The organism is Ruegeria sp. BC3, from assembly GCF_056539265.1.
The window spans coordinates 1-12,402 of record NZ_JBQFUP010000005.1 but is presented as its reverse complement, the minus strand read 5'-3'; the positions used below and the strand labels follow the sequence as shown (position 1 = coordinate 12,402).

Genomic DNA, 12,402 nt, shown 5'->3' with positions numbered 1-12,402 from the left:
CGCCTAGGTCTCCGCACTGATCTGCGTGCTGCGCGGCAGGGCTGCCACTTGGTCGCCGCAGGTGAAAAAGAAGTCACACCCCAACGGGTACAACGCCGCGTTGGCCTGTAGCGCCGGGATATCTGGCAAGGACAAGTGCGCAGTGTCCTTGATCCCCGGCCCCCGCAATTGCGCCCCGGCCTGTTGCAAAACATCGCATTCAACGATCAGCGTCGCCGACCGGTCGGGATATTCCGAGGTGCCAATACGGTATGAGCCGAGCGGCCCAAGCTCGGGCCAGGTGCCAACTGCAAAATCAGCTTCGGACGCTGCCGAAAGCTGCGCACCGGTATGAAAGCTAAGCCACTCGCGCGCTGCCTTGGTGTCGGCAGCACCAGTCAGGTGAACTTTGGTATCCGGGTCGCACAACGTCAGCAGCAGCGTTCCTGCTGCAACTGACAAGGGTTGCGGCGCTTCGCCCCCGGCCAATGTGCGAATTTCACCGGGCCGGGCCATTACGGTCATTGCGGCGCGGAATGCGTGGGCCGCCTGAACCGGAGCGTTTTGGAACCCGCCCGAAAACTGGGATTGTGAGGTCATCAATCCTCTCCCCGAACCATGGTGAAGAACTCGACCTTAGTGGCCGCCGCTTTGGCGGCGCGGTCCGTTTTTTCGGTCTGCATCTGTTCCTTGAGCGGTACGATCACTTGTTCACGCACCGCTTCTGCTGCCGACGTCTGCATCAGCGCATCTATCATCGCAGCAGCCCCTGCCTTGGATTTGGACCGGCCCTGCACATAGCTGTGCCCAACCGTTCCGTCCTCAAGCACCAGAGAACAGCGGGTGACTGTCATTTCGCCCAGATTGAACGGAGCGCCGGTACCACCGGTCCGCCCGCGCACCATCACGCCGCCGACTTCAGGACGGCGCAGCCATTCAAAGCCAGGCTTCGCTCCATACCGGGCCCAAAGCGCCATCAAATCACCCTCTGGCGCGCGCGCCAAAAGCCCCATCCAATTCTGCCGCGCCTCGGTAGAAATATTTGTGTGTTCTGCCATCAAAGCCTCTTGGCCGGGTTGTCTACTTTAACTATACAACTAGACAAATAGTACACCCCAACGCGGTGACTCGCAATCCGCATACCTGTGAAGTTTTGATGACATGAAAAAAACATCCGTCTGGAAAGGTATCGCCTTGAGCCTGACTTCGGACATCGCCGAAGGCCGCTACGCGACCGGTGATCGCCTGCCAACCGAGGCACAGTTGGCGGCCAAACACGGGGTTAACCGACACACAGTTCGGCGCGCCCTGTCTGATCTGGCCGAACAGGGTTTGGTCCATGCCAGACGAGGGGCCGGAGTTTTCGTGGCTGCTCAACCGACTGATTACGCAATCGGCAAACGCGTCCGGTATCACAAAAGCATCTCAGCCAGCGGCAAGATTCCCGGAAAGAAGATTCTGACCCTGACGACCCGCGCGGCAGATCAGGCCGAAGCTGAGGCGCTGCAGATCAATACAGGCGATCAGGTGCATGTCTATGACGGGTTGTCTTTGGCGGACGGGCAGCCCATTGGCCTGTTTCAAAGTGTTTTTCCAGCGGCTCGCCTGCCAGAAATCCTTGACGCTTTGTCGGACACCCAATCTGTAACCAAAGCCCTGCAGCGATGCGGGGTAGAGGATTACACACGTGTTTCAACACGCCTGACCGCGCGCGCGGCAACCGCGACCCAAGCGCTACACCTACGAATAACCGAAGGCGCACCGGTGTTGTTTTCCGTAGGCATAAACGCTGACCCGAATGGGCTGCCCGTCGAGTTTGGACGGACCGTCTTTGCCGGCGACCGTGTGACGTTGACCCTGAACGAAGACTAAGTGACAGGACCCCTCCCGCCTGTCTTCGACCTCCTGACGGAGGTCTCATCCCGTTGGGCGTAGCGGCAAAGCCGATGCGGACGCGGGCGTGGGAGCCTTCAATGGCTTGCCGCTCAGGCCGTTTCGTATTTCTCCAGAAACGCTTCGGCACTCATTGCACGGAAATCCGGCAAGGCGGCTCGCAATCGGGCATTGTCCCAATCCCACCAAGCCAATTCTATCATGCGCTCGGCTGCCCCGGGTGAATATCGCTCGCGGATGGGTTCAGCGGTCACGCCACCGACAATGGTGTAGGGCGCAACATCTTTGGTGACGATCGCTCCCGAAGCGATCACCGCGCCGTGGCCAATGGTGACTTCGGGCTTGATGATCGCCGCATGTCCGATCCATGTGTCGTGGCCGATCACCGTCACGCGGCTTGCGCGATGTTCGAACCATTCGGCATCGTCCTCGGCGTCATCCAAGTAATCCGCCGAGCGGTACAGAAAATGGTGCAGCGAAGCCTTCTCCATTGGATGATCCGTTGCACCAATCCGCGAGAAGCTGGCAATATTGGCGAATTTCCCGATCTGGGCATTCGCGATGTCGCAGGTCCGGTCACAGTAGGAATAGTCCCCCAAGCTTGAATTCGCCACACGGGTTCCCGCGCCGATTTCAACGAATGCGCCAAAGTTGCTGTTGGTTATGCTGCAGTCAGGATGAATAAACGGCTGATCGGATCGCAGTCTTGGCATGGTGCTGATGTCCTTGATCACGGCAGCGGGAAAGGTTTCGCTTTAGGATCCTTGGCCTTCCGCTTTTTGCCGGTTTCCCCTTGGATCAATCGCCGACGCAGCCAGCCCGAGAACCAATCCATCAGCATCACCATCAGGATGATCAGGACGATGTAATATGCGACCTCTTCCCAATCCTTCTGAGTGATAATCGCCTGCGTCAGAAGCAGGCCGATACCGCCGCCCGTGATCGCGCCGATCACTGTGGCGCTACGGGTGTTGGACTCAAGGAAATAAAGCAGCTGACTCAGCAACACCGGCGTCACCTGTGGGATCACACCAAAGCGATAGCGTTGCGGTGCGTTCGCGCCTGTGGACTGCACCCCTTCGATCTGCTTCTGGTCCACGTTCTCCAGCGCTTCCGAGAAAATCTTACCGAAAGTGCCTGTATCGGTAACCAGCATAGCCAACGCGCCCGTCAGTGGCCCAGGTCCGAATGCGCGTGCCAGAATAACTGTCCAGATCAGTGCATCCACGCCACGCACAAAGTCAAAGATGCGACGTGTGGCAAATCTGAGCGACCTTAGAGGGTTGAAATTGCGAGCGGCGAGGAATGCCAACGGCAGGGCCACCATCGCGGCGCCAAATGTTCCAAGGAACGCCATCAAAATGGTCTCAAAAATCGCCCAAGCCACGTCCTGGTGCCGCCACATCTTGTTGGTCCAGAAATCGTTGAAGATCTCTCCGGCCTCACCTTGGGCGGCCAACCCGGCCAACTCAGTGAAGGACTTGCCATAGTAGGGGCTATCGAGTGTGAACCAGAACAGTTCCCACCCGTTGAAATAGCGGAACACCTCGGAACGGTTACGCGTAACCGTCAGACGTCCCGCATCCGTCGTGATCGCCATTCGGTTTTTTGAAACATTGATCCACTCTGGCACATCTCCGGCCGGTAGTTCAGCCTGAACGCCTGCTGAACGGGTAGGTGTCGCACGGACTGTGCCGTAACCCGGGATATCGTATTCCACGGTCTCGGGGCCAAAGCGCACAATGTGACCGTCTTCCAGATCAATGACCGTGGTTTCTCCGAGGCTCACCCATTCCGGGGCCTGACCTTCGGGATAGCGACCTTTGCGTTCGCCCTCGATAGCGGCCGAAACTTCCCCGGTGCGGTTGTCACGTTCGATATGGGTTTTGTAGCTGTAGCTGTCCGCAACCAGCGTCTTGCCGTTTTGCCAGTTTGCGCGCTCGGCCAGTCCGGGCACATCGAAGGCAAAAAACACATAGACCAGATAGGCCAGAACCAGCGCGGGCAGCCCAAAATTCGTCAGGCGCTTTCGGCTGAACAGACGGTCGGCTTCAGCCTTAAGCTCATCAATAGACAGGTCGGTGGCGAAGGTGCTCATGCCCGCGCTCCTTTTTCGGAACCGTGGGTCAGACGCTCACGCAGAAGACCCGAGATTTGATCGACGACAACTATTGTCACGAACAACAGAAGGAAGATCGCGGCGGCCTCGTCATACCGTCCCTGCCCCCAGGACATCGAATTCCGCAGCTCGTAGCCCAAACCGCCCGCACCGACGAAACCCAGAATGGCCGAGGCGCGGATGTTAATTTCGAACCGCAACAGCGCATAGCTGACATAGTTCGGACCGACCTGAGGAATGACACCCAAATACATCCGCTGCGACCAGTTTGCGCCCACCGAGTGCAGCCCCTCGACCGGCTTCAGCGAGGCGTTCTCATTTACCTCGGAAAACAACTTGCCCAGCGCGCCTGCCGTATGAATGGCAATGGCGATCATCGCGGGAACCGGACCACCGCCCAGAACAAAGATCAGAACCAGCGCGATCACGATTTCAGGCACCGCGCGGCAGATATCCGCGATGCGGCGGAACAGCGGGATCAGCGACGGCCACAGCGCCATGCCGCGGGTCGACATCAGCGCAAGGAACGTGCCCGCAATCGTCCCGATCAGGGTCGAGGCCGCAGCGATGTTGATGGTCTCAACCAGCGCCGGGAAGAACTTGACCAGATTGGCGGGCAACAGGTCGATCTTTTCCCACGCTTCGGACAACACCTCGGCCGGGTAGTCAAATATCCTGTGCCACCCATCGGAAAAGCTGCCCGCGTTGCGGCTGTCGGCTGTGCGGAACCCCGCGGCCATAAGGGCCACGAATACAATCAGAAGGATACCACCATAGACCCGCTTGCGCCGTGTCATCTCGGTATAGTCGGACCGGATCTGGTCGACGCTGGGGGACCCTGCAGTCAGGTCTGTCATGGAATGCTCCTGAGTGGACAAACGGGGCCCGGTTTTCCACCGGACCCCGATCATTGGATATGCAGGCTTAGTTGGACTTCAGCTTGCGCGCTTCGATGATGATTTCGTAGGCGTCATGCGTGATCGGCTCGAACGCGCGGGCCTCACCTGCTGCAACGCCGTAGAAGCAATCGCGGTCCTTGTCAGCCAGACCAGCCATCAGGGCCGTCATCTTTTCTTTGACGTCCGCAGGCAGAGCTTTTCGCAGAACGATGGGGCCTTCGGGGATCGGTTTGGATTTCCAAATCTCGACCATGTCGTTCATGTCGACCAGACCGGCATCCACGGCACGGCGCAGCGCGCCCGACTGATAGCCGTCTTCCCAATCACCCAGACCGTCGGCCCAGGTCACACCGCCGTCCACGTCGCCGTTGTTAACCGCAACGATGGTCTGCTCGTGACCGCCGGTGAATTTCACTTCGCCGAAATAGTCACCCGAGTCCATGGTTGCACCGGTGGCCTGCGGGATTTCGATCGACGGGATCAGGTAGCCCGAGGTCGAGTTTGGATCGCCGAAGCCAAAGGTCTTGCCCTTCATGTCTTCCAGCGAGGTGATGCCGCTGTCCTTGCGGGCAAAACCGATCGAGTAGTAACCGTAGCCGCCATCGGTGTTGACCTTGACCAGTACCGGCTCAACCGCCTCGGCGTCGCTCAGATAGGTTTTGGCATAGCTCGATGCGCCCAGCCACGCCATATCGATGGTGCCGCCCAGCAGGCCCTGGATCACACCGTCATAGTCGGCAGGGGCAAACAGCTTGGTTTCGACGCCCAGTGCTTCTTGGGTGTATTCGCGCAGGCATTCGTTGTTGTTCAGGCGGTCCTGAGCGTTCTCGCCGCCCAGAATACCAATGCGGAATTCGTTGATTTCCTGGGCCATGGCCGGTGCAGCCAACGCAGTTGTGGTCACCAGGGCAGCAATCAGTTTTTTCATCTGTCTCTCTCCGGGTTGATATGCCGGCCTTTCATCGGCCGGTCGATGAAAGGGGTGAAACGGGCTTAGATGGTGGCCTCGGCTTCCATCAGCGCCTTCTGGGTCGCGTCCAGCGTTTCGATCTCGGTCGAGGTCGCCTCTTCCGAGAAGCTGGCATCGGCCCCATAGATTTCGCGGGCGACGCCCGTTGTCAGTTGCTCGGGCAGCCCGTCGAATACGATACGCCCATCGCGCATACCGACCACGCGGTCGCAATAGCGGCGCGCGGTGTCCAAAGTGTGCAGGTTGGCGATGACGGTGCGACCGTCCTCTTCGTGGATGCGACGCAGGGCCTGCATCACGACCTGCGCGTTCATCGGGTCGAGCGAAGCAATGGGTTCGTCTGCCAGAATGATGCTGGGGTCCTGCATGAGGGCGCGCGCGATGGCGACACGCTGTTGCTGACCACCGGACAAGGCTTCGGCCCGTTTGGGTGCATGCTCGGCGATGCCAAGGCGATCAAGAATATCGATCGCGCGGTGGATGTCTTCCATCGGGAAAAGGTTGAACATGGTCGCCAGCGTCGAGTGGCGATTCAGTGTGCCGTGCAGCACGTTCGAGACCACATCCATGCGGGGCACAAGATTGAACTGCTGAAAGATCATCGCGCAATCGGCCTGCCATGCACGCTTGTCACGGCCCTTCAGCTTGGTGACATCGCGGCCTTCGAACAGAATCTCGCCGTCGCTTGCATCCGTCAGACGATTGATCATCCGCAGCAGGGTAGATTTGCCCGCGCCCGACCGCCCGATGATGCCGATCATGCAAGGCTTGTCTACATCCAGCGTCGCTGCATCAACGGCTACATTATCGCCGAAGCGTTTGGTCAGTTTCTCAATGCGCAGCACTTGCCACCCCCAATTCGTGTTGGCGGTCAGCTACAGATGAGATTCAACGGCTATGTGTCGATTGGGTGAAAGTTTTGTAAACGCCGCTATGGCCCAAGGGGCCTACCCTTCGGCACCTATCGCCGCTATATGCGGTGCCAACACGCTATCCATATGAGGCCAACCATGAGCTTTGACCGCAGCATCAAGATCGCCCCGTCGATCCTGTCCGCCGATTTCGCCAATTTCGGGGCCGAGATTCAGGCCATCGAAGCGCAAGGGGCCGATTGGGTCCATGTCGACGTGATGGACGGCCATTTCGTGCCGAACCTGACCTTTGGTCCTCCGGCTGTGAAGGCGTTCCGCCCGCATATCAAAACGGTCATGGATGTGCATCTGATGATAACGCCGGTTGATCCCTACATCCAGGCCTATGCCGACGCCGGAGCGGACATCCTGACCGCCCATGTCGAGGCCGGGCCGCACACGCACCGCACTCTGCAAGCCATCCGGGCCGCCGGGATGAAGGCAGGCGTTGCGCTGAACCCTGGCACTCCGGCTGAAGCAGTCGAACATCTGTTGGATTTGACCGATCTGGTCTGCGTAATGACCGTGAACCCCGGCTTTGGCGGTCAGAAGTTCATCGACATGACTGATAAGGTCCGCAAACTGCGCGAGATGATCGGTGATCGTCCCATTCACATTGAAATTGATGGCGGCGTTGATCCCAAGACCGCTCCACTGGTCGCGGCGGCAGGTGCGGACGTGTTGGTCGCCGGTTCGGCCGTATTCAAGGGCGGCTCGGTCCAGAACCCCGATGTCTACGGCCAGAATATCACTGCAGTGCGTAACGCTGCAGAATCAGCACTGGATTGATTCACTCGCAAAGTGACGTGGCGCGCTAGTTCGAGCGCGGCACGTCGTGCGCGCCCTCATTGCCATACCGGGCGCGCATCTTGATGGCCTGCAGGAACCGCCCCTCGGCCACCAGCGCCGACAGGAAGTCGCCGAGGTAATCCTCGGGCAAGCCAGCCTGGCTCGCCGCGTCGAAAGTGGCCTCCGCCTCATCGAACCTGTCTTCGGCAACCAGCACCAAAGCGTTGGTGTATTGTTCAAACTCCCCACCGGGGTACAGTTCTAGAGCACGGTCGATGGCCTCGCGCGCCTCATCGGTGTGCTCCAGCCACAAGGCAATGTCTGCGTGCAGGCGGTGGTCAAAGCGGTCAGCGCCTTCAAGCGCCACGCTGCGCCGGATGTGATACAGTGCGGCCTCATAATCGAGGTCATCCGCAAACAACCTGGCCCGCCAGTACAGCAGATAAGACCCCGGCCCCGCACGGCTCTCAGCCTCTTCCAGAACCAAGTGCGCCTGCGCACGTTGCCCCAAATCGGACAGCGCCCGCGCTTTGCGCACATAACCATCCGCGTCGTTGGGTTTGGCCGCGACCACTGCCTCGGCGTCCTTGAGTGCCTGTTTGGGCCGATCCAGCATCAGCAGAATGAGGGATCGGCGTGACAGCGCAGAAACGAAATCCGGCTTCAGGTCCAACGCCCGGCTGATCGGATCAAACGCGGCTTCCCACTCATCCAGTTCGGTCAGCACAAAGGCCATGCCATAGGCAGAGTATGGATCATACGGATCAAGCGCGCTGGCCTTTTGGAATAGCCCAAACGCCTCGTCCAACCGATGTTGATCCACAAGCCTCCAGGCCAGTTCACGCATCGCCCAAGTGTATTCGGGATTCATCGCCAGCGCGGTCTGCATCATCTGTTCGAATTCCGCGTAATCCACTTGCCCGGCCCGCCGCGCACTGGCTGCAAGCCCGGCCATATTGCCGGCACTTGGCTTGCGCGACACTGCCTGCCGGAACAACTCGGCCGCCTCGGGGAAGGCATCCCGGTTGTACATTACCCAGGCCCGGCCTTGCAGCCCGACCTCGGCATTCGGATCCAAGGTCAGGATTTCAGTGAATGCTTCATCAGCTTCATCCAGAGCATCAAGATCGTAGTAAGCCCAACCTAACTTATCCAACATTTCAATGCGCTGCCGATCCGAGGCACCGATGCCACCAAGACCGTGCTGGCAAATCTCTATCATGCGCTCTGGCGTGTCGCTTTGTTCCAGACAGGCCGATACATAAGTGTCCTGAGAATCCGTCAGCAGCGGCTTCGCGGTCCCCGCGACGGCGACCATGCCAAACGCTGCTGAAAGGGCGAATATAGGTAACGATCTGATCATGCTGCTGCGCTTCTTTGTTCCCACAAAGAACATACCGAGAAATGTGATCAGAAAAAGGCCGCTTGGCGCGAAGCGGCCTAAAACACTAGTCAAGCTCGGCACTCAGAAAGCGGCGATTTGGTCGGGCGTCATTGCACGTTGCCTTGATCAATCGCTAACCAAGGCTGTTCCACCTGCATTCCCTGATAGATCGCGTGAAGAAACACATGCGCCAAAACCGGATCATTCGAAAATGGCGCGTGGTTGAGCCTGCCCTCGCGGACACCTTCTTCTGCCTGATACACGACAGCATCATCCTTGATCGTCGACAGGACCTTCAACTGCGCAAGAGCCTCAGGGTTTATCGCCGTCGGATCATCGGACAGGATGACAAAATCGGCAACCTTGCCAACCTCGATCGACCCTTTGTCATCTTCCTCAAAATGCTGCCAAGCAGGCCAGAGCGTCATCGCCTTGAGCGCTGTCATTACATCGACGCGCTGATGCGGTCCCAGAATATCTCCGGACCTGGTTCTGCGCGTTACAGTCGCGGCAAGCACACGCATACTGTCCGGCAGCGCGACTGGCGCGTCATGGTGGGTGCCAAACATCATGTCTCTTTCGCGAATCCAGCCCGAAGGTGAAATGTTTTCGGCGTTTACCGGACCGACCGTATGGTCGCGGTGCCAATCACCCCAATAGAACGTGTGCATTGGGAAAATCGAAGGGAACACGCCCAGACGTTTGAAACTCGCCACCTGATCCTCGCGCAGGAACTGGCCATGGACAAGCACGGGTCGATTTCCGGGGTCGCCATATTTCATCTGAGCGACCTCGAGCGCGGCGATTAGCATGTCCGACGCGCCCTCGCCGTTCGAGTGGACAATAATCTGGATGCCGTTCTCGTAACACCAGTTCACAGCTTCCTGCAGCTGATCCATCGTAATCGCGGAATAGCCAGCGTACCCTGCCGGATAAGCGCCGACCGGATCATAATATGGGCGATCCCTCAGCGCCGTGAAGCCCTGCGGGGATCCATCGATGGTCAGCTTGCAGCCGCCGACCCTTACCCGGTCCTGATAATCACGCGACACATTGGCACCAATGTATTCACGCGATTCCAGAACATCAGGGAAGGCGACGATATCAATGGGCAGGCCATCTTCGGCTCCCACCTTCTTCAAGGCTTCGACAATCTGACCGGATGAGCGCCCCTCTTGTCCGGTTGTGTACCCGTATTTGGCCCACAGGTCGCTACCTGCACGCGCGAAGGCGATCATGCCTTCTTCGCCCAGATTGCTCAGCATCGGCACTAGGACGGCGAAAAAGGCATATTCTTCAAGCACACCATTGGGCAGTCCGCTTTCATCGCGCTGAATGACCCCACCCGGAGGGGCCTCAGAGCTTTCCGTGATTCCCGCGATTTCCAACGCTTTCGAGTTTGCCACACCGATGTGACCGGACTGATGGACGATCACGATGGGCAAGTCGGCGGAAACCGCGTCCAATTCATCGCGGGTGGGATGGCGCAGCTCTTTCAGTTGCGCATTGTCATAGCCGAACCCGATGATCATTTGCACCTGATCGACTGTCTCAGCGTTGTCTTCCACCCACGAGGACAGCGTGGCTTGCAAGCTGGCAATGTCGGTGACTTCGCCATCCGGCGGTGCCAGCAGATTCGCGGACAAGGCCTGTAGACCGCCCATCACCACATGACCGTGACTGTCCACGAAACCCGGAAGCATGGCACGCCCGGCCAAATCAAAGGCACGCGTATCATCACCGCGAAGGTCTGCCATCTCTTCAAGAGTACCTACGGCCAGAATGCGGCCATCCCTAACGGCAACGGCCTCAGCCGTGGGCTGGCCATCGTTGATTGTCAGGATCGGCCCGCCGGAATAGATCGTGTCCGCAGTTTGTTGAGCGAGGGCGGAACCGGCCGAAATGGCCGCCCAGGTTGTTATCAGGACTGAGAATGATGAAATGTTCATTTATGACCTCTTTCCTACTGAAAATGCGTTGAACTCACTTAGTCCCCGTTTTCTTGGCTGGCGGAAAATGCGCGGCCCGCGAGTCAGCGGGTTGGGAAAAGCTCTCTGAACTCCTCACGCATGCGCAAACGTTCTGGATACTCCTCGAGAAACTGCTGCGGAGGTTTCCCTTCCCAGACCTGAGCGTAAACACGCATTTTGTTCCCACCATAGATCTTGGCGAGGTCCTCGTTGGAATATCCACGCGCCCACAAGTCGTCCGTAATGGCCGCCAATATCTTGGCCAACTCGCCATTACCTGTGGCCCCTTTGTTGAACGCATCAATCATATAGCCACCGTCATCATACATGCTGGCATTTGCCGTCGCGAATTGGATGACAAGTTCGGTCGAGAACATGTCATCCGTTGCTATGCCAACATGATCCATGCCGACCAGCTGCACATAGTAGTCAATCATGTCGGCAGCTTGTTTGGGCGAAATGTCTTCTGGCCAAACGCCGTCCATCATCCATTCGGTAAACGTCGGTGACACATATCCGCCCGACTTGGCCGCCCGGATCGCTTCATCGTCGGGAATGGCCCTATAGCAGCCCCGAGGTGTCGCGTTCGGTTCGCTCTTGTACAAACCCGCCGGCACGGAATGGGTGTAGACGAATGGAACACCCGGATAGTTACTTTCCATATACTCCATCGCGTCGTTCGCCGTCCGAGAGCCGGTGTGGCTGAGGTCCAGTAGAATTCCGAACCGCACCATTTCGTCTATGACCGATTTCCCCCAAGGTGTGAGGCCAATGTCATTGCCATTATAGGCCGCCAACTGGCCCGACCCGGTCCGAAAAATGTCGTTGTAGGCAAGGATCATGCTTTTGATGCCCATATCCTTGAGCACTGCCATCTTCCTGAGATCACCGTCCAGAATGGTGGCCGTCTGCCTGTTCCAGATAACGGCTGTTTTCCCCTGAGCATGAGCGGCCTCGATATCTCGTGTCTCGTTTACGATCAGAAAATTTTCCGGCTGCTCGGCCATGGCGGCCCGAAAATGGTAATGCTGTTCCAGGAACCTATCAAAAGACATGTCCGCAGCGGCGAGGGTCATTTCGTGACCGGTGATCCCGTTTTCTCGGGCGCGGTCAAAATAGGTGTGTAACTGCTCATATTCCGTCCACCCAGTACCATAAGGGCTGGCGAGCATCCCCAGAACAATCGTGTCCTGAACGAACTGCTTGGCCTCGTCAGAGGCATCCCATGTCTTGCTTTCTTCGCTGGCCCAAGCTGGTGCTGTACCGGCCAAAATCAGGCTCAGGGCGATCGTGGCTACCTTCATGGCGTAATTCCTCAACAACATGTTGTTTCAAGGATAATGCCCGGGCCTCGGCCATGAGGATAGTACGAAATGGAATTCGTGAATTAATGAGCGACAAAAAAGGGCGCCCATTTGGGCGCCCTTTCTGTCGGTATTCGCGGGTGCGAATTACTCGATGATTTTCGACACAACGCCGGCGCCGACG

The 12,402-nt window shown here is 58.2% G+C and carries 12 protein-coding genes; 2 read left to right on the top strand and 10 right to left on the bottom strand.

Features of this window, described 5'->3' with window-relative positions; all coding sequences use genetic code 11:
* Positions 1-3 precede the first annotated feature (3 nt).
* Entirely contained in the window at positions 4-579 is a 576-nt protein-coding gene (gene phnH, locus ACR0MV_RS14650) for a phosphonate C-P lyase system protein PhnH (protein WP_170426835.1), read from the bottom strand.
* Positions 579-1,037 (bottom strand): phosphonate C-P lyase system protein PhnG, encoded by a 459-nt coding sequence (phnG, locus tag ACR0MV_RS14645; protein WP_170426836.1) that lies wholly within the window; start codon positions 1,035-1,037, stop codon positions 579-581. Before phnG ends, phnH begins: the two co-directional genes overlap by 1 nt.
* Positions 1,038-1,140: 103 nt before the next feature.
* Between phnG and phnF the strand changes: the two genes are divergently transcribed.
* On the top strand, positions 1,141-1,851 hold the full coding sequence (gene phnF, locus ACR0MV_RS14640; RefSeq protein ID WP_170426837.1) for a phosphonate metabolism transcriptional regulator PhnF: 711 nt from the start codon (positions 1,141-1,143) through the stop codon (positions 1,849-1,851).
* A 113-nt stretch (positions 1,852-1,964) separates the two neighbouring features.
* On the opposite strand, the gene ACR0MV_RS14635 is transcribed toward phnF, so the two are convergent.
* From ACR0MV_RS14635 to phnC, 5 genes are all read right to left on the bottom strand, one after another.
* Complete coding sequence (locus ACR0MV_RS14635; RefSeq protein ID WP_480702572.1) at positions 1,965-2,585, bottom strand: LbetaH domain-containing protein; 621 nt, start codon at positions 2,583-2,585, stop codon at positions 1,965-1,967.
* Between the two features lie 17 nt (positions 2,586-2,602).
* The gene (phnE, locus tag ACR0MV_RS14630; protein ID WP_170426839.1) at positions 2,603-3,970 is read right to left on the bottom strand and encodes a phosphonate ABC transporter, permease protein PhnE; all 1,368 of its coding nucleotides are present in this window, start codon (positions 3,968-3,970) and stop codon (positions 2,603-2,605) included.
* A complete protein-coding gene (gene phnE, locus ACR0MV_RS14625) occupies positions 3,967-4,848 on the bottom strand; it encodes a phosphonate ABC transporter, permease protein PhnE (protein WP_170426840.1) in 882 nt (293 codons plus the stop codon). The genes phnE (ACR0MV_RS14630) and phnE (ACR0MV_RS14625) overlap by 4 nt, the downstream gene beginning before the upstream one ends.
* Positions 4,849-4,915: 67 nt before the next feature.
* Positions 4,916-5,818 carry a phosphonate ABC transporter substrate-binding protein gene (gene phnD, locus ACR0MV_RS14620; RefSeq protein WP_480702571.1) on the bottom strand — a complete coding sequence of 301 codons (903 nt, stop codon included), beginning with the start codon at positions 5,816-5,818 and terminating at the stop codon, positions 4,916-4,918.
* A 65-nt stretch (positions 5,819-5,883) separates the two neighbouring features.
* Complete coding sequence (gene phnC, locus ACR0MV_RS14615) at positions 5,884-6,705, bottom strand: phosphonate ABC transporter ATP-binding protein (protein ID WP_475201719.1); 822 nt, start codon at positions 6,703-6,705, stop codon at positions 5,884-5,886.
* 165 nt (positions 6,706-6,870) lie between these two features.
* Here phnC and rpe point away from each other — a divergent pair, with 165 nt between their 5' ends.
* A complete protein-coding gene (gene rpe / locus ACR0MV_RS14610) occupies positions 6,871-7,560 on the top strand; it encodes a ribulose-phosphate 3-epimerase (protein ID WP_480702570.1) in 690 nt (229 codons plus the stop codon).
* Between the two features lie 25 nt (positions 7,561-7,585).
* Here the strand turns inward: rpe and ACR0MV_RS14605 are convergent, their stop codons facing one another.
* From ACR0MV_RS14605 to ACR0MV_RS14595, 3 genes are all read right to left on the bottom strand, one after another.
* Positions 7,586-8,923 (bottom strand): tetratricopeptide repeat protein, encoded by a 1,338-nt coding sequence (locus tag ACR0MV_RS14605; RefSeq protein WP_480702569.1) that lies wholly within the window; start codon positions 8,921-8,923, stop codon positions 7,586-7,588.
* A 128-nt stretch (positions 8,924-9,051) separates the two neighbouring features.
* Entirely contained in the window at positions 9,052-10,893 is a 1,842-nt protein-coding gene (locus tag ACR0MV_RS14600) for an amidohydrolase (RefSeq protein WP_480702568.1), read from the bottom strand.
* Positions 10,894-10,976: 83 nt separating this feature from the next.
* Entirely contained in the window at positions 10,977-12,218 is a 1,242-nt protein-coding gene (locus tag ACR0MV_RS14595) for a dipeptidase (protein ID WP_480702567.1), read from the bottom strand.
* Between the last annotated feature and the right edge of the window lie 184 nt (positions 12,219-12,402).